At 73.7% G+C, this 16,835-nt stretch carries 17 protein-coding genes; 13 read left to right on the top strand and 4 right to left on the bottom strand.

Annotated elements, in window-relative coordinates; translation table 11 throughout:
- Positions 1-69 precede the first annotated feature (69 nt).
- Together ACH0BZ_RS03680 and ACH0BZ_RS03675 are read right to left on the bottom strand one after the other, a co-directional pair.
- Positions 70-1,092: a hypothetical protein gene (locus tag ACH0BZ_RS03680; protein ID WP_406896605.1), complete on the bottom strand. Its 1,023-nt coding sequence runs from the start codon at positions 1,090-1,092 to the stop codon at positions 70-72.
- A complete protein-coding gene (locus tag ACH0BZ_RS03675) occupies positions 1,089-1,838 on the bottom strand; it encodes a YaaA family protein (protein WP_406896604.1) in 750 nt (249 codons plus the stop codon). Before ACH0BZ_RS03675 ends, ACH0BZ_RS03680 begins: the two co-directional genes overlap by 4 nt.
- A gap of 69 nt (positions 1,839-1,907) precedes the next feature.
- On the opposite strand from ACH0BZ_RS03675, the gene ACH0BZ_RS03670 reads away from it, so the two are divergent.
- Positions 1,908-3,659 carry a proline--tRNA ligase gene (locus ACH0BZ_RS03670; RefSeq protein ID WP_406896603.1) on the top strand — a complete coding sequence of 584 codons (1,752 nt, stop codon included), beginning with the start codon at positions 1,908-1,910 and terminating at the stop codon, positions 3,657-3,659.
- A 32-nt stretch (positions 3,660-3,691) separates the two neighbouring features.
- Here ACH0BZ_RS03670 and ACH0BZ_RS03665 read toward each other — a convergent pair whose 3' ends face one another.
- Together ACH0BZ_RS03665 and ACH0BZ_RS03660 are read right to left on the bottom strand one after the other, a co-directional pair.
- Entirely contained in the window at positions 3,692-4,093 is a 402-nt protein-coding gene (locus ACH0BZ_RS03665) for a DUF4439 domain-containing protein (protein ID WP_406896602.1), read from the bottom strand.
- Complete coding sequence (locus tag ACH0BZ_RS03660; RefSeq protein WP_406896601.1) at positions 4,090-4,629, bottom strand: hypothetical protein; 540 nt, start codon at positions 4,627-4,629, stop codon at positions 4,090-4,092. The genes ACH0BZ_RS03665 and ACH0BZ_RS03660 overlap by 4 nt, the downstream gene beginning before the upstream one ends.
- A gap of 126 nt (positions 4,630-4,755) precedes the next feature.
- Between ACH0BZ_RS03660 and rimP the strand changes: the two genes are divergently transcribed.
- The 12 genes from rimP to rpsO all read left to right on the top strand — a co-directional run bounded on the left by rimP (position 4,756) and on the right by rpsO (position 16,464).
- Positions 4,756-5,301: a ribosome maturation factor RimP gene (rimP, locus tag ACH0BZ_RS03655; RefSeq protein ID WP_406896600.1), complete on the top strand. Its 546-nt coding sequence runs from the start codon at positions 4,756-4,758 to the stop codon at positions 5,299-5,301.
- Entirely contained in the window at positions 5,298-6,284 is a 987-nt protein-coding gene (nusA, locus tag ACH0BZ_RS03650; RefSeq protein ID WP_406896599.1) for a transcription termination factor NusA, read from the top strand. The genes rimP and nusA overlap by 4 nt, the downstream gene beginning before the upstream one ends.
- Before the next feature lie 140 nt (positions 6,285-6,424).
- On the top strand, positions 6,425-6,784 hold the full coding sequence (locus ACH0BZ_RS03645; protein WP_406896598.1) for a YlxR family protein: 360 nt from the start codon (positions 6,425-6,427) through the stop codon (positions 6,782-6,784).
- Positions 6,785-6,852: 68 nt separating this feature from the next.
- Positions 6,853-9,618 carry a translation initiation factor IF-2 gene (gene infB, locus ACH0BZ_RS03640; protein ID WP_406896597.1) on the top strand — a complete coding sequence of 922 codons (2,766 nt, stop codon included), beginning with the start codon at positions 6,853-6,855 and terminating at the stop codon, positions 9,616-9,618.
- Positions 9,619-9,728: 110 nt separating this feature from the next.
- Entirely contained in the window at positions 9,729-10,190 is a 462-nt protein-coding gene (gene rbfA / locus ACH0BZ_RS03635) for a 30S ribosome-binding factor RbfA (protein ID WP_406896596.1), read from the top strand.
- Positions 10,187-11,155, top strand: coding sequence for a DHH family phosphoesterase (locus ACH0BZ_RS03630; protein WP_406896595.1), 969 nt, complete (start codon positions 10,187-10,189; stop codon positions 11,153-11,155). The genes rbfA and ACH0BZ_RS03630 overlap by 4 nt, the downstream gene beginning before the upstream one ends.
- Positions 11,139-12,548 carry an MATE family efflux transporter gene (locus ACH0BZ_RS03625; protein WP_406896594.1) on the top strand — a complete coding sequence of 470 codons (1,410 nt, stop codon included), beginning with the start codon at positions 11,139-11,141 and terminating at the stop codon, positions 12,546-12,548. Before ACH0BZ_RS03630 ends, ACH0BZ_RS03625 begins: the two co-directional genes overlap by 17 nt.
- The gene (locus ACH0BZ_RS03620) at positions 12,545-13,471 is read left to right on the top strand and encodes a metallophosphoesterase family protein (RefSeq protein WP_406896593.1); all 927 of its coding nucleotides are present in this window, start codon (positions 12,545-12,547) and stop codon (positions 13,469-13,471) included. The genes ACH0BZ_RS03625 and ACH0BZ_RS03620 overlap by 4 nt, the downstream gene beginning before the upstream one ends.
- Positions 13,468-14,187 carry a 4'-phosphopantetheinyl transferase gene (locus tag ACH0BZ_RS03615; RefSeq protein WP_406896592.1) on the top strand — a complete coding sequence of 240 codons (720 nt, stop codon included), beginning with the start codon at positions 13,468-13,470 and terminating at the stop codon, positions 14,185-14,187. Before ACH0BZ_RS03620 ends, ACH0BZ_RS03615 begins: the two co-directional genes overlap by 4 nt.
- Positions 14,184-15,092: a tRNA pseudouridine(55) synthase TruB gene (gene truB, locus ACH0BZ_RS03610; protein ID WP_406896591.1), complete on the top strand. Its 909-nt coding sequence runs from the start codon at positions 14,184-14,186 to the stop codon at positions 15,090-15,092. The genes ACH0BZ_RS03615 and truB overlap by 4 nt, the downstream gene beginning before the upstream one ends.
- Positions 15,093-15,115: 23 nt before the next feature.
- Positions 15,116-16,087: a bifunctional riboflavin kinase/FAD synthetase gene (locus ACH0BZ_RS03605; protein WP_406896590.1), complete on the top strand. Its 972-nt coding sequence runs from the start codon at positions 15,116-15,118 to the stop codon at positions 16,085-16,087.
- A gap of 107 nt (positions 16,088-16,194) precedes the next feature.
- Positions 16,195-16,464 carry a 30S ribosomal protein S15 gene (rpsO, locus tag ACH0BZ_RS03600; RefSeq protein WP_406896589.1) on the top strand — a complete coding sequence of 90 codons (270 nt, stop codon included), beginning with the start codon at positions 16,195-16,197 and terminating at the stop codon, positions 16,462-16,464.
- Positions 16,465-16,835 lie beyond the last annotated feature (371 nt).

The following is a 16,835-nucleotide window of genomic DNA, read 5'->3' as shown; positions in this document are numbered from 1 at the left end:
AGCGTTCATGCACGCTGTTGCCCGCGATCATCGCTGTTGGAGCGGGGGTGGGGCGGGGGAGCGCGGCGATCAGGTGCCCGCCCGGCGCCGCGGGACGAGGAACGTGTCCGCGAACGTCGCCGGTTGCTGGTGGCGCAGGCGCGAGGTGTGATCCTTCATGAGGAACCTCGGCGAGCAGACGTTCCGAATCGCCGCGAGTTCGACCTCGACGCCGGGGAGCTCCTCCGCCAGACGCTCCGCGATCGCCAGGCCCTCCCGGTACCAGGCCGCGGGGGCGACGCCGTCGGTCCAGACCGGCACACCGTAGCCTCCCCCCGCGAGTCCGAGGCCGGCGCCGTCGTCGTCCGCGCCGCTCCAGTAGGACGAGAACCCGCGCCGCCAGTCGTCGTTCCACCTCAGGATCCGGGCCTCGAGGTCGGCGGAGAGACCGAGGCTGCGTGGGGTGGAGAAGTCCATGAACCCGTCCCGGAGGCGGGGCGGCTGGTAGTAGGGGAGGCGGCCCGCCCAGAGGCCCCAGGTGACGCCGTACTCGGGCATGAGTCGTAGCCGCGGCGTCTCGTCCGGGTCGGGCTCGTTGCCGGGCATCCGCCAGCCGGTCTCCCGCTCGTAAGCCCCGCGGAGCGGGTGGACGTAGTCGAGTTGCTCGGCGGCGAGTTCGCACAGCACGTACTGCTCCGCGGTGCAGAACACGGCGCTGCCGGGCAGGTGCGCCTCGAGTCGGTCGGCGAGCGCGTGACCGCGGTCGATCCAGGCCATCTCGTCGACGCCGTCGCGCCACACCGGTTGATCCACCGGGCGGTCGCCGAGGTGGAGGAAGGTGTCCTTCCACTCGGCGATCCACGCCTCGATCTCGTCGGCCAGTCCCTGCGGGACGTCCAGGTCGGCGGCGACGCCCTGGTCGTACCCGGGGTGGCCGACCGGGAAGAAGGAGTGATGCCCGAAGAGGTAGGGGCGGTAGTCGAGTTTCGGTGACAGGCAGAGCCGTGGTCGCTCCGCCAGCCCGGGCTCCTCCTGGAGGCGCCACGCGGCGCGGCTGCCGTGGGAGGGCAGGACCCGCGGCGCGACGGGGACTGTGCCCGGGGAGTCGGTCACGGCTCCGTGACCATGGTGAGCACCGTGTCCGACGTGCGCTCGAGAGTGTGCCCAGCCCGGCGTGCCACGCGCAGCAACGCGGCGACGTCGCCCATCTCCGCGCGCGAGGTCGCCAGCGTCCGGGCGAGCAGGCCCTTGTGGTGCTTGGAGAAGTGCGAAACGACCTTGCGGGAGCCGTCGGGGTACTCGGTGACGACGTCGACGGTGATCGCCCCCGGCACCGGACCCAACTGGTGGTAGCCACCCGAGCGCAGATCCACGACCAGCTCGTCGGCCCACCCGGCGGTTGCGGCGGTGAGCGCGGGTCGCCACGTGGAGCGCAGCGTCCCGAGTCCGGGCAGCTGCGTGCCTGCGGAGAGCCGGTAGTGGGGGATGGGGTCGGCAGCCGCGAGTAGGCCGAACAGCGCCGAACCGATCCACAGGCGGGACCGGGCGCGCTCCCGGGCGGCCGGCGTGAACGAGCCGGCGTCGAGCGCGTCGTACAGGACACCGGTGTAGCGGGTCAGGGCAGGAGCGGTCGGGGTGGACCACAGGTGCGCGTCGAGCGTGACCTCCTCGGCGAGCTTCGCGCTGAGCCCCAATGCGTCGCGGGCGCCGTCGGGATCGTCGGCACACATCCCGACCAGCGCGTCTGCCACGGTCCGGCGGGTGTCGGTGAGCTCGGGCAGCGAGAGCGCGGTCAGAGCGAGCGGGCCCCCGTCGCCGCCGACGGATTTGGTCTCGGAGGGGGACAGGAGGATGCGCACTCGGTCCAGGCTACCGAGCGACCACCGGCACTCAGGGGCCGACCGGGAGTGCGGCTAGGCTGGTCAACCGTGATCACCCGTCTGAGCCACCTGTTCCTGCGCACGCTCCGCGACGACCCGGCTGACGCCGAGGTGCTGAGCCACAAGCTGCTCGTCCGCGCCGGCTACGTCCGCCGCGTGGCCCCGGGCGTCTACTCGTGGTTGCCGCTGGGCCTGCGCACGTTGCGCCGCATCGAGCAGGTGGTGCGTGAGGAGATGAACGCCGCCGGCTTCCAGGAGATCAGCCTGCCCGCGCTGCTGCCCCGCGAGCCGTACGAGACCACCAACCGGTGGACCGAGTACGGTCCCGCCCTGTTCCGTCTCAAGGACCGCAAGGGCAACGACATGATGCTCGGGCCCACCCACGAGGAGCTGTTCACGCTCACCGTGCAGGGCGAGTACTCGTCGTACAAGGATCTGCCGGTCACGCTGTACCAGATCCAGACCAAATATCGCGACGAGGAGCGCCCCCGCGCCGGCATCCTCCGCGGCCGCGAGTTCGTCATGAAGGACTCGTACTCCTTCGACATCGACGACGCCGGGCTCGAGCGCTCCTACCGGGCCCACCGCGAGGCCTACCAGCGGATCTTCGACCGCCTCGGCATCGAGTACGTGATCTGTGCGGCCACCTCCGGCGCGATGGGCGGATCGGCCTCCGAGGAGTTCCTCGCCGTCTCCGCCGCCGGCGAGGACACCTTCGTCCGCTCGACGGACGGCGAGTACGCGGCCAACGTCGAGGCCGTCACGACCCCGGCCCCGCCCGCGCGTCCGGTCGAGGGACTACCGGAGGCGATAGTCCACGACACCCCGGACGCTCCGACGATCGAGACGCTGGTCGACTGGGCCAACGGCGCCGACCTCGGCCGCCAGGTCACGGCCGCCGACACGCTCAAGAACGTCATGCTCAAGGTCCGCGAGCCCGGCGGTGAGTGGACCCTGCTGGGAGTCGGGTTACCCGGCGACCGCGAGGTGGACATGAAACGCGTCGAAGCCGCGCTCGAACCCGCCGAGGTCGCCGTGCTCGAGGAGGCGGACTTCGAGGCCAACCCGTTCCTGGTCAAGGGATACATCGGACCGGGCGCGCTGCTCGAGAACGAGGTCCGCTACCTCGTCGACCCGCGCGTCGTGGAGGGCACGGCGTGGATCACCGGAGCGGATGCGCCGAACAAGCACGTCGTGGACCTGGTCTGCGGCCGGGACTTCACGCCCGACGGCACGATCGAGGCCGCCGAGGTCCGCGAGGGCGATGAGGCGCCGGGTGGCCACGGCACACTCACGCTGGCCCGCGGCATCGAGATCGGCCACATCTTCCAACTCGGCCGCAAGTACACCGACGCGTTCGGCTTCGACGTCCTCGGTGAGAACGGCAAACCCGCCCGCGTGACCATGGGCTCCTACGGCATCGGCGTCTCCCGCCTCGTCGCGGTCCTGGCCGAGCAGTTCGCGGACGACAAGGGCCTCGTGTGGCCCGCCGAGGCGGCGCCGGCCGACGTCCACGTGGTGATCGCCAACAAGGACGAGGCCGCCATCGCGGGTGCCGGAACCCTGGTCGAGGCGTTCGACGCCGCCGGGCTCGAGGTGCTCTTCGACGATCGCAAAGCAAGTCCCGGCGTGAAGTTCAAGGACGCCGAACTCATCGGTGTGCCGTGGGTCGTGGTCGTGGGCCGCGGCTGGTCCGAGGGCACGGTCGAGCTCCGCCAGCGGCGCACCGGCGAGGTCACACAGGTGCCCGTCGAGGGCGCGGCCGACGAGATCATCCGCCTGGTGCGCGCCGCGCACTGACCGCGGGCCTGCGGCCGGTCCGCGCGCCGGTCTCAGTCGCGGGGGAAGCCCGGCAGGTCCTCGAAGGGGGCGCCGGGGACGAGGGTGCGCCACCGTGCGAGCTGGACGGCGGCGGCGGTGAGCGCGTCCACGCAGAAGCTCCGCCGCTCGCGGGTGTCCGCGGCCGCGATCTCGGCGCGCCAGGCCTCGCAGCAGTCCGACTCGAGGCGGATCGCCAGCTGGACGGGGTCGGTCGGGGTGTCGGGGGCGGTGGTGTAGCCGACGGGCGCGGCGGCGGCCTCGGTCCACAACTCCTCGGCGGCGTCCCGGCGCGCGCGGTGCGCGGTGAGCTCCCGCCGTGCGGCGGCGCGGATCGAGGCGTCGGCGCGCGAGAGGACGAGACCGTAGCCGTAGACGGCGGCGTCCTCCGCGGCGAGTCCCTGCGGTGTGCTCACGCGAGCACCACCTCCACGGCGGCGACGCAGGCGGCGGACACCGCGGCCGCGAGCTCGGCCCGGTAGCCCGTGGCGGAGGCGGCGACCTCCGCCGCGCGCCGGGCATCGGCGCGCATCCGCTCGCGGACCTCGCCGATCGGCGGGCAGACGGCGGCGGGCCCGGCGTCTCCGGAACCGGCGTTCCCGGCCTGCTCGTCGACCGCCGCACCGTCGTCGGTGCCGGACTCGTCGTCATCCCCCGGGGGGTCCACGCGGCGGATCTCCGCGCTCAGGCGCTCCGAGTGGACGCGGCGCACCTCGCCGATCCGCCGGAGCCTGCCGACGTCGCCGCCGTGGGAGGCGTCGGCGGCCGCGAGCTCGCGCGCGTCGCGGTCGGCGGCTTTGGCCAGGTGGAGTAGTGGGTCGGGCTCGCGCTCGGGCTCGGGGAGCGTGCACCCGCCGGCGGCGACCAGCCCGGCGACGCCCGCGGTCACGGCGACGAAGTGACGGCGGGACAGCGACGGGCCGTGGGCGGTCACAGGGGAGGACGAGGGCACCCCGTCATCCTGCCAGGGGGGCGGGCCCCGGGCCCGGAGGCGGTACAGTGATTCGGCCCGACCGCGACCCGGATCGGCCCTGCCGGCCGCGCGCCGGCCCCCGCCAGCCCCCAGACCAGGAGCGCCGTGATCGTCCCCGAGCCCGACAGGGCCCACATCCGCGAGGCAGCTGCACGCCGCGGCCTCGACCTCGAAGATCTCCGGGAGGACTCCCGGTCCGCCACATGGCGGGTCACCGTCGTGGTCGATGGCGACGGCGGCACCTCCCTGGACGACCTCACCGCCCTGTCCGGCGACCTCGACCCGCTCGCGGAGTCCTGGGGCGGCCCGGACCGGCCGGTCACCCTCGAGGTGACGAGCCGCGGCGTGGACGCGCCGCTCACCGCGCCGCGCCACTGGCGACGGGCCCGCGGACGCCTCGTCGCCCTCACCTACGCCGAAGGCGCGCAGGGACCCGCCACCGCCCGGGTCGGCGACGTCGACGAGGAGGCCGGCGTCGTCCGGCTGGTGTCCCGCGTCGGACGTGGCCTGCGGGCCGACTCGGTAGCGTTGGGGCAGGTGGACCACGCCGTCATCACGGTCGAGTTCCGGCCGGCCCCCGAGGACGAGGTCGCCCTGCTGACCGACCCGGACGGCGCCGGGCGTGGCGCGCAAGAAGGAGAAGACCGGTGAACATCGACATGGCGGCGCTCAACATGCTCTCGCAGGAGCGGGAGATCCCCCTCGACGACCTCGTCGAGACCCTCGAGAACGCCCTGCTCACCGCCTACAAGCGGGTAGACGGCGCTCACCGCGTGGCGCGGATCGCCCTGGACCGCAAGGCCGGCACCGTGGCGGTGATGGCCGCCGAGCTCGACGACGACGGCAACCGCATCGGCGAGTTCGACGCCACCCCCGACGACTTCGGGCGGGTGGCCGCCGCGACCGCGCGCCAGATCATCCTCCAGCGCCTGCGCGAGGCCGAGACCGAGCGCGTCTACGGCGACCTCGTCGCCCACGAGGGCGAGGTCGTCAGCGGCGTCGTCCAGTCCGACGCCCGGGCCAACGCGCGCGGCGTCGTGGTGGTCCACATCGGCCCCGAGAACGGCGGCACCGAGGGCACCCTCGCGCCCGCCGAGCAGGTCCCGGGGGAGAGCTACGAGCACGGCGAGCGGATCAAGTGCTACGTCGTGGCCGTCCACAAGGGGCCCCGCGGGGCGTCGGTCTCGCTCTCACGCACCCACCCCGATCTCGTCCGCGGTCTGTTCGCCCTCGAGGTGCCCGAGATCGGCGACGGCTCCGTGCGCATCGCCGCGATCGCCCGCGAGGCCGGACACCGCACGAAGATCGCCGTGGAATCCACGGTCTCCGGGCTCAACGCCAAGGGCGCCTGCATCGGCCCCAACGGTGCCCGGGTCCGGGCCGTGATGGCCGAGCTCGGCGGCGAGAAGATCGACATCGTGGACTACGACGACGATCCCACCGTCTTCGTGGGCAACGCCCTCTCGCCCGCCAAGGTGATCTCCGTGACGGTGGCCGACGAGCAGCTCCGGGCGGCCCGCGTGGTGGTGCCGGACTACCAGCTCTCGCTCGCCATCGGGAAGGAGGGCCAGAACGCACGCCTGGCGCACCGTCTGACACAGTGGCGGATCGACATCCACAGCGACGCCGAGTAGGGGGCGCGGCCCCGTTGAGCCCACGCGGTCGGGCGCGCCGTTCGTAACGACACGTCTCGACCTGTAGACTGGCGAGTTGTCACAGTGACTTCACGTCCACCCGCACTCCGGGAGGGGCGGCGAGAAACCGAGGCGGCCAGTTGCCGGGACACCGAGACCAGCAGACGGACGCCACGGACGGCGCGGGACCCATCCGGACCTGCGTTGGCTGTCGCCGCCGGGATTCCGATTCCCGGCTCCTCAGGATCGTCCACGATCCAGGGGCGGCGGCACTCGTGCCCGACCCCCGCCGGCGCGCGAACGGGCGAGGAGCCTGGGTGCACCGCGACGAGCGGTGCATCACGACCGCACTCGACCGCAGGGCCTTGACCAGGTCACTACGGATCGCCGGGGCCGTGTCACAGGACGCGGTCGCGGAGGTGCTCGGGGCACTACGCCTCGAGCGGGAGAACAAGGAACGGACCAGCAACGATGAGCACACCGTGAAGCTCGAGCGATGAACGTCCATCGGTATTAGACCGAGGTCGTGCGGCCAGCCCTGCCGTCCGGCCTCGCAGTGAGGAGAGCAGTGGCAGGCAAGCCCCGGGTACACGAACTGGCCAAAGAGTTCGGTATCACCAGTAAAGAACTTCTGACGAAGCTCCGCGATCAGGGGGAGTTCGTCAAGTCCGCGTCGTCGACGCTCGAGGCGCCGGTCGTCCGGCGGCTCCGTGAGGCGCACGCGCCCGCGGCCGGAGCGTCCGACGCGGCCCCAGCGGCCAAGAAAGCCGCCCCCTCCGCGCCCAAGCCCGGCGGTGCCCGGCCCGGCGCGGACCCGCGCAAGGCGACCCCGCCGTCGGCGGCGCCCACGCCCGGCCCCAAGCCGTCGGCCCCCGCCGCGGGCACGCCCACCCCGGGCCCGAAGCCAGCGGCGCCGGCCCCCAAGCCGTCGCCCGGCAAGCCGACGCCCGGCCCTACGCCGGCGACCCCGGCCGCGGCCGCGCGTCCTACGCCCGGGCCGCGTCCGGCGGGCCCCAAGCCGGGCCCCAGGGTCCCGCGCGTGGGGAACAACCCCTACTCGAGCGGCACGACCCCGGCCCCGCGTCCGCAGGGCGGCCCCCGCCCGGGACCGGGCCAGGCCGGCCCGCGCCCGGGTGGCGGTCGTCCCGCGCCCGGTCAGGGCGGACCCCGCCCCGGCGGCGGCCGTCCCGCCCCGGGTCAGGGCGGCCCCCGCCCCAGCCCCGGCAACATGCCGCCGCGCCCTAACCCCGGTCAGATGCCGGGCCAGGTCGCGCGTCCCGCGGGCGGTCGCGGCCGCCCCGGAGGCGGCCCCGGCGGACGTCCCGGTGGCGGTGGCTTCCGCCCCGGCGGTGGAGGGCCCCCGGGAGGCGGTGGCTTCCGCGGACGTCCCGGTGGCGGCGGCCGTGGCCGCGGCGGTGCCGCGGGCGCATTCGGCCGTCCCGGTGGCGCGCCCCGTAAGGGTCGCAAGTCGAAGCGGCAGAAGCGCCAGGAATACGACTCGATGCGGGCGCCCGAGGTCGGCGGCGTCCGGCTCCCGGACGGCCGCGGGCAGACCCTGCGGCTGGCCCAGGGCGCCTCGCTGAGCGACTTCGCGGACAAGATCGACGTCAACCCGGCCCAGCTCGTCCAGGCGCTGTTCAACCTGGGCGAGATGGTCACGGCCACGCAGTCCGTCTCGGAGGAGACGCTGCAGCTTCTCGGCGAGGAGATGGGTTTCAAGATCCAGGTCGTGAGCCCGGAGGACGAGGACCGCGAGCTGCTCGAGTCGTTCGACCTGTCGTTCGGTGAGGACGAGGGCGGCGAGGAAGACCTCGAGCGCCGTCCGGCCGTCGTCACCGTCATGGGTCACGTCGACCACGGCAAGACCCGCCTGCTCGACAGCATCCGGTCGGCGAAGGTCGGTGAGGGCGAGGCCGGCGGCATCACCCAGCACATCGGCGCCTACCAGGTCACGACCGAGGTCGACGGCTCCGACCGCACGATCACCTTCATCGACACCCCGGGCCACGAGGCGTTCACCGCCATGCGTGCGCGCGGCGCCAAGTCGACGGACATCGCGATCATCGTGGTGGCGGCGGACGACGGCGTGATGCCGCAGACGGTCGAGGCGATCAACCACGCGCAGGCGGCCGAGGTGCCGATCGTCGTGGCGGTCAACAAGATCGACAAGGAGGGCGCGCAGCCCGACAAGATCCGCGGCCAGATGACCGAGTACGGACTCGTGCCGGAGGAGTACGGCGGCGACACCATGTTCGTCGACATCTCCGCCAAGCAGAACCTCAACATCGACAGCCTGCTCGAGGCGGTCGTCCTCACCGCGGACGCGGCGCTCGACCTGCGGGCGAACCCGGACATGGACGCCCAGGGCGTGGCCATCGAGGCGCACCTCGACCGCGGTCGCGGTCCGGTCGCCACGGTGCTCGTCCAGCGCGGCACCCTGCGGGTCGGCGACTCGATCGTCGCGGGCGACGCCTACGGACGCGTCCGCCGCATGATCGACGAGCACGGCGACGACGTCGAGGAGGCGACCCCGTCGCGTCCGGTCCAGGTCATCGGCCTGACCAGCGTCTGTGGCGCCGGCGACACGCTCATGGTGGTCGAGGAGGACCGCACGGCCCGGCAGATCGCCGACCGGCGCAACGCGCGCAAGCGCAACGCGCTGGCGGCCAAGTCGCGCCGTCGGATCAGCCTCGAGGACCTGGACTCGCACCTCAAGGAGACGAGTCAGCTCAACCTCATCATCAAGGGCGACAACGCCGGTACGGTCGAGGCCCTCGAAGAGGCCCTCATGGGCATCGAGGTCGACGACGAGGTGCAACTGCGCGTCATCGACCGCGGTGTCGGTGCCGTCACCGAGACCAACGTCAACCTGGCCGCCGCGTCGGACGCCATCATCATCGGCTTCAACGTGCGCTCCGAGGGCAAGTCCACGGAGCTCGCTAACCGCGAGGGCGTCGAGATCCGCTACTACTCGATCATCTACCAGGCGATCGAGGAGATCGAGGCGGCGCTCAAGGGCATGCTCAAGCCGATCTACGAGGAGAAGCAGCTCGGCCAGGCGGAGATCCGCCAGCTGTTCCGCTCCTCCAAGGTGGGCACGATCGCCGGCTGCATGGTGATCGACGGCATCGTCCGGCGCAACGCCAAGGCGCGCCTCATCCGCGACGGCAGCGTCGTGGCCGAGGAGATGACCATCTCCTCGCTGCGTCGCGAGAAGGACGACGCCACCGAGGTCCGCGAGGGCTTCGAGTGTGGTCTCACCGTGACGTACGCCGACATCAAGGTCGGGGACGTCATCGAGGCCTACGAGCTCGTCGAGAAGCCGCGCGACTGACGTCGCGCGCGACCCGTGGGGGCAGGTTCCGTGGTGCACGGGCCTGCCCCCACGGCATGCTGTGAACCGAGCGGTCGTCTGCCGACCGCACCACGTCAAGGAGGATGGCCATGAGCGACAGGGGACGTGCCGGACGGCTCGGAAAGCGGATCGGGGAGATCGTCGCGACGGCGATCGAGCACGAGATCAAGGACCCGCGACTGGAGTTCGTGACCATCACCGACTCCCGCATCACCCCCGACCTCCGTCTTGCGACGCTGTACTACACGGTCCGGGGGGTCACGCTCGACGACGAACCCGACCTGGACGCCGCGGCCGACGCGCTCGCCACGGCACGCGGGCGGCTGCGCACCATGGTCGGCAAGCAGACCGGGGTCAAGTTCACCCCCGAACTGACCTTCGTCCTGGACTCGGTGCCGGATGCGGCCCGTCACATGGAGGAGCTCCTCGCCAAGGCGCGTGCCCAGGACGAGGAGGTCCGCCGTGTCGCCGAGGGCGCCCGCCCCGCCGGTGACGAGGACCCGTACCGCCGGGACGAGCGGGAGGGCCCCACGGAGGACGACGACCGGTGACGACCCGGGTCGATGCGGCCGGGGCGGCCGCGGTGCTGGCCCGCCACCGCGAGGTGACGGTGCTGTGCCACGTCCGCCCCGACGCCGACGCGCTCGGCAGTGCCACGGGGCTGACCCGCGCCCTCCGAGCGGCCGGCGCCGTGGTCCACCCCTCGTTCGACCCCGGCGAGGTGCCGGCCGGTCTCCGGGCGATCCCCGGGACCGGGGACGTGCGCCCGCTGGCCGACGTGCCGGCGCACAAGGGACTGGTGGTGGTGCTCGACTGCGCCAGCGAGGACCGTGTCGGGGACTGGGGGCGACTGGCCGCCGAGGCCGACGAGATCCTCGTCGTCGACCACCACCGCTCCAACCCCGGGTTCGGCACCCATCTCCTGCTCGACCCGGGGGCGGCGTCCACGGCGACCCTCGTCACCGAGATCCTCGACGCGGGCGGGTACCCCCTCGACCCCGAGACCGCCACCAGCCTCTACGCCGGTCTCGTCACCGACACCGGATCGTTCCGCTGGGGCGGTCCGGCGGCCCACGACACCGCCCGCCGCCTTCTCGCCGCCGGCGCCGAGACCAGCGTCCTGGGCTTCGAACTCCTCGACGCCCACCCCTTCGACTGGCTCGCCGTCCTCGGCGGCCTGCTCGCTGCGGCGCGGCTCGAGCCCGACGCCGCCGGCGGACGGGGCGTCGTGTGGCTCGAGGTCCCGCATCGGATCGCGGGCACCGCGCCGCAGGAGGATGTCGAGTCGCTCGTCTCCCACCTGAGGGGTGTCCGCGAGGCCGCAGTCGCGGTCCTGCTCAAGGAGTACCGGCCCGGCGAGTGGTCGGTCTCCCTGCGGTCCCGCGACGGCGACACCGTCGATGTGGCGGCCGTGGCCGGGGCGCTCGGCGGCGGCGGGCACCCTGCGGCCGCCGGCTGCACGGTGGGGGGCGACGCGCCGGGCATCGTGGCGAGGATCCGTGAGCACCTCGCCTGAGCGCGCGGCCGCGCGGCACTCCGATCCGGGCCCCGTCCCGCCCGACGTGGGGATCCGGGCGCTCGGGCGGCGCCTGTGGTCGATCGCGCTGCCCGTTCTTCCCGTCCTCGCGGCCGAGCCCCTGTACTTGCTCATCGACGGGATCGTCGTGGGGCGGCTCGGGCCGGAGGACCTCGCCGCGCTCGGGGTCGGCGCGCTCGTGCTGCTGGTCCTGGGGACCCAGATGAACTTCTTGTCCTATGGCACCACCGCCCGGGCGGCGCGCCTGCACGGCGCGGGCCGTCGGGCGGACGCGGTCGCCGAGGGGGTCCAGGCCACGTGGATCGCCCTGGTGGTGGGCGCGGTCGTGGTGGCCGCGGTCCTCGCCGGTCTCGGGCCGCTGACCCGGGCGCTGGCCGCGGACGCCGAGGTCGCCGCGCACGCCACCGACTGGCTGCGCGTGGCGGTGTGGGGCATCCCCTGCATCCTCGTGGCCTCCGCCGGGCACGGCTGGATGCGGGGCGTCCAGCGGCTGCGGACCCCGCTCGTGCTGGTCGCGCTCGGCGTGGGGGTATCCACCGTGGGCTGCGTCGTGCTGGTCCCCGGGCTCGGGCCGGCCCCCGCACTCGGCCTGGTGGGTAGCGCCTGGGCAAACCTCGCCGGACAACTGCTCATGGCAGGCGGGTTCGTCGCCGCCCTGGTCGGCGAGCACCGTGGCGCGTTCGGGCCCCGCCGCGACGTCATCGTGAGTCAGCTGCGCATGGGGCTGGACCTGGTGATCCGCACGGCGTCGTTCCAGGTGACCTTCGCTGTGGCCACCACGGCCGCGGCCGCCGCCGGCGTCACCTCGCTGGCCGCCCACCACCTCGCCCAGCAGCTCTGGGCGCTGTACTCACTGGTCCTGGACTCGGTGGCCATCGCCGCCCAGTCGCTCGTCGGGGCCGCGCTCGGGGCGGGGCTGGCCACGCACGGGCGGGCGCTCGCGAGGGCCGTGGTGGCGTGGTCCCTCGGCCTCGGCGCCGTGCTCGCCGTGGTCACGGCCGGCTTGCGCGGGCCGCTGGCCCACCTGCTCGCCGGTGACGACGAAGTGGCCGGCCGACTCGCGGTGGCGCTCGTGGGCATGGCCCTCGTGGTGATCCCGGCCGCCGTCGTCTTTGGCCTCGACGGCGTCCTGCTCGGCGCCGGGGATGCCGCCTACCTGCGCACGACCACCGTGGTGGCCGCGCTCGTCGGCTTCCTGCCCGTGCTCGTGGCCACCCGGCACTTCGGCTGGGGACTCGCCGGGATCTGGTGGGGGATGGGCGTGTTCGTGGCCCTGCGTCTCGTGGCCGTGGTCCTGCGCGCCCGCGGCGACCGCTGGCTCGTGCTGGGGGCCGACACGCCCGCCAGTGCCCGCGCGGAGGCGGACCGGTGACCGCGGCGCCCGCCCTGCGCGCGGTGTCCGACCTGCACGTCGGCCACCGTGGAAACGGCGACGTCCTGGACCAGATCACCCCGGGGCATCCCGACGACTGGCTCGTCGTGGCCGGCGACGTGGGGGAGCGGGTCGAGCACGTCGTGGGCGCTCTCGCGCGTCTGCGCGAGCGGTTCGCGCGCGTCATCTGGGTGCCGGGCAACCACGAGTTGTGGATCGGCCGGGACGAGGCAGGGACCACGTCCACGGAGAAGTACGCGCTCCTGGTCGACGAGTGCCGCGCGATCGACGTGGACACCCCGGAGGACCCGTACCCGCTGTGGCGGGGCGCCGGAGGGCCTGCGTGGGTCGTGCCGATGTTCCTGCTCTACGACTACTCCTGGACCCCCGTACGCGGCCAGCCGCGCGCAGAGGCGCTGGCGGCCGCGCGCACCCGCCGTGTCGTGGCCTCCGACGAGTTCCTCATCGACCCGGGGCCGCACCGGGACGCCGCGGCGTGGTGCCACGAGCGGTTGCTGGCCACCACCACCCGACTCGCCGCCCTGGACCCCGCCCACCCGACGGTGCTCGTCAACCACTGGCCCCTGCTGCGCCGGCCCACCGCGGTGCTGCACCACCCCGACTTCGCGATGTGGTGCGGGACCGAGCAGACCGCCGACTGGCACCGCCGGTACCGCGCCGCCGCCTGTGTATACGGCCACCTGCATATCCCGCGCACGACCGTGTACGACGGGGTCCGTTTCGACGAGGTCTCCCTCGGCTATCCGCGCGAGTGGGGCCGACGGGGCAGGCCCGAGCCGCTGGCCCGGCAGATCCTCCCCGCGCCGGAGACGCCGCAGGTGCGGTGGATCCGGGGCGGGGACGGACTTCCGCGGATCGCGGCGCCCGGCGAGGACGGGCCCGATATGGAGGAGGACCGGTGATCAGGGACGTCCTACCCGACGACGTGGTGGCCGTGACCTTTGACGAGGTGGGCCTGTCCGACGCCGAGGCACTCGCCGCCCTCCACCCGGTGGAGGCCGACCAGATCGGCGGTGCCGTGGAGAGCCGACGCATCGAATTCGCCGCCGCCCGCGCCTGCGCCCGCGAGGCGATGCACCGGCTCGGCCTCCCCGCCGCGCCGGTCGTGCGGGGCGGGCGCGGGATGCCCGTCTGGCCCGCCGGGGTGGTGGGCACGCTCACCCACACCAACGGACTGCGCGCGGCGGCGCTGGCGCGAGCGGACGCCGTCCGGTCGCTCGGGGTCGACGTCGAGCCGCACGGGCCGCTGCCCGAGGGGGTACTCGACGCCGTCGCCCGCCCCGAGGAGTCGGCCTGGGTCCGCGCGGCACTGGCGGAGGAGCCGGACGTGCGGTGGGACCGCATCCTGTTCACGGCCAAGGAGGCCACCTACAAGGCGTGGTTCCCGCTCACGCGGCGGTGGCTGGGCTTCGCCGACGCCCGCATCACCCTCGTTCCCACGCGGGTGGCAGACGGCGCAGCCGAGGGCGAGCTGCGGTCCCGGATCCTCATCGACCCCCATGCCGTCGACGGCGGGCCCGACCTCCTCGACCTCCGCGGCCGCTGGGCGGTCCGCGACGGCTATGTGGTCTCGGCGATCGTGCTCCGCCCCGCCCGGGTCGATAGCGTGGAGCCGTGAGCCGCCGCGACCCCTCCCGCCCCGCACCCGAGCCCGGCCTCGTCGTCGTCGACAAACCCGGGGGGATGAGCAGCCACGACGTGGTGGCCCGGCTCCGCCGGTTCTTCGGTACCCGCAAGGTCGGCCACGCCGGCACCCTCGACCCCATGGCCACGGGCGTCCTCGTGGTGGGCATCGAGCGCGCCACCAAGCTCCTCGGCCTGCTCGCCCTGGAGACCAAGTCCTACGAGGCCACGATCCGCCTGGGCGAGACCACGTCTACCGACGACGCCGAGGGGGAGACCACCGGGCGGGTCGACGCCGCGGGGGTGACGGATGAGGCGATCGACGCGGGGTTGGCCGCCCTCACCGGCGAGATCAGCCAGGTTCCGTCCGCGGTGAGCGCGATCAAGGTCCACGGCCGGCGGGCGTACGAGCGGGTGCGCGCGGGCGAGGAGGTCGAGTTGCGCGCCCGCCCCGTCACCGTCACCCGGTTCGAGGTCCTGGCCCGGCGCCGGTCCGGAGAGACGGTCGACCTCGACGTCGTCGTGGACTGCTCCACCGGCACCTACATCCGCGCCCTCGCGCGGGACCTCGGCGCCGGGCTCGGCGTGGGAGGACATCTCACCGCCCTGCGCCGCACCGCCGTCGGACCGTTCGGGCTGGACCTCGCCCGGACCCTGGAGGAGCTCGAGGCGGAGCCGAGGCTGTCGCTGGACCTGGACGCCGCCGCGCTCGCCTCGTTCCCCCGGCGGGACATCGACGCCCTCGAGGCCGAGGGACTGCGGCACGGCCGGTGGCTGGAGGCACGGGGGGACGCCGGGGTGGTCGCCGCGGTGGGGCCGGACGGCCGGGTGGCGGCCCTCGTCTCCGAGTCCGGGCGCCGGGCCTCCCCGGTGGTGGTCATGCGACCGGCCGGGCTGTGACCGCCGGGCGTAAGGTGGTCGCCGTGCAATTGTGGCGTTCGTTCGACGAGATCGTGATCCCCGGAGGCGGGACCTCCGTCGCCCTCGGGGTGTTCGACGGTCTCCACCGGGGGCACCGCGACCTGGTCTCCCACGCCGTGGAGACCGGCAAGGCGCTCGGCGCGAGCCCCGTCCTGGTGACCTTCGACCCCCACCCCGTGGAGGTCGTCCGGCCCGGCACGCACCCGCTCCTGCTCACCACCCCGGAGCGGCGCGCCGAGCTCGCCGTCGAGATGGGTATCGAGGCTGTCTTCGCCCTGCCGTTCGACACCGAGATGGCCGCCTGGGAGCCCGAGGAGTTCGTGGACCGCGTCCTCGTCGAAGGGCTCGGCTGCCGGGCCGTCACGGTGGGCACCAACTTCACCTTCGGCCGCCGCGCCGCGGGCACCCCCGAGACCATGCGCCGGCTCTGCGCCGAGCGGGGGATCGCGTGCGAGGTGATCGACCTCCTGCACTCGGGAGGGGAGACGGTCTCGTCGTCGCGGATCCGGCGGCTGCTCTCGGAGGCCGACGTCTCCGGGGCCGCGGAGATCCTCGGCCGCCCCCACCGGGTGGCGGGGGTAGTCGTCCACGGAGCCGGCCGCGGCGGCCGCGACCTCGGCTATCCGACCGCCAACCTGGACCTTCCGGAATACACGGCCGTCCCCGCGGACGGGGTGTACGCGGGGTGGTTCACGGTCCTGGACCACGAGCCCGTGGACGGCACTATCGTCCCGGGACGCGCCTACCAGGCCGCGATCTCCGTAGGTACCAACCCGACCTTCGGCGACGCGGCCCGCAGCGTCGAGGCCTTCGTCCTGGACGAGTCAGCCGACCTCTACGGCCGGCTCGCCGCCGTCGATTTCGTGGACCACGTGCGCGCCATGGAGAAGTTCTCCTCCGTCGACGAGCTGCTCGTGGCCATGGCCCGCGACGTCGACCGGACCCGCGCCGTCCTCGGTGCTGACGCTCGCTGATTAGGACGGCGGGGGAACCGGCTGGTAGCGTTACCCCTCGGCCCTCCTGCGGTCCGCGGCGGCGGGGCCACACATTTTCGCGGACTGGAATAACCAGGAGTATCCCCATGTCGCTGACCAGCGAAGAGAAGAAGGCCGTCCTCTCGGAGTACGGCCTCCACGAGACCGACACCGGCTCGCCCGAGGCGCAGGTCGCGCTGCTCACCAAGCGCATCTCGCAGCTCACGGAGCACCTCAAGACCCACCAGCACGACCACCACTCGCGCCGCGGCCTGCTCCTGCTGGTCGGCCGCCGCCGTCGCCTGCTCAAGTACGTCGCCAAGACGGACATCGAGCGCTACCGCTCGCTCATCGAGCGCCTCGGCCTGCGCCGCTGAACCGCGCCGCACCCGCACTCCTCGTCGGTCCCCGCCCTCCCCGGAGGTCGGGGACCGACCCATTTCCCGGCCCGCCGTGGGGCCGGCTCGCCCACGCGTCGGAGAACGACCGGCGCGTCGGGATGCGTTCGGCGACCGTTCCCCCTGGTAGCCTTAGCGACGGCCGGTGCCCGAGCACCGGGTGGCCTCGACAGGTCCGATTGGCGGTCCTCGGTAGTGGCTGTCGGAACCCGACGCCCCCCGCGAGAGCGGGGGAGGCGGGCCCCGACCGCTTCGATCGAAGACCGAGGTCGGCCCGGGAGGACCCGGGGCGCGGCGCCGGCGGCCCCGGCGGGACGAGCCCGCCGCGCGGCCCCACGCCACCGACACGA

Source organism: Dietzia sp. 179-F 9C3 NHS, assembly GCF_045369825.1.
Taxonomy (GTDB): Bacteria; Actinomycetota; Actinomycetes; order Mycobacteriales; family Mycobacteriaceae; genus Dietzia.
The sequence above is the reverse complement of the archived record's forward strand: the minus strand, read 5'-3'. Positions and strand labels throughout refer to the sequence as shown.

Coding starts and splice junctions, on each gene's coding strand:
- rbfA (WP_406896596.1), top strand. CDS start 9,729: ATGAGCGACAGGGGACGTGCCGGACGGCTCGGAAAGCGGATCGGGGAG.
- rpsO (WP_406896589.1), top strand. CDS start 16,195: ATGTCGCTGACCAGCGAAGAGAAGAAGGCCGTCCTCTCGGAGTACGGC.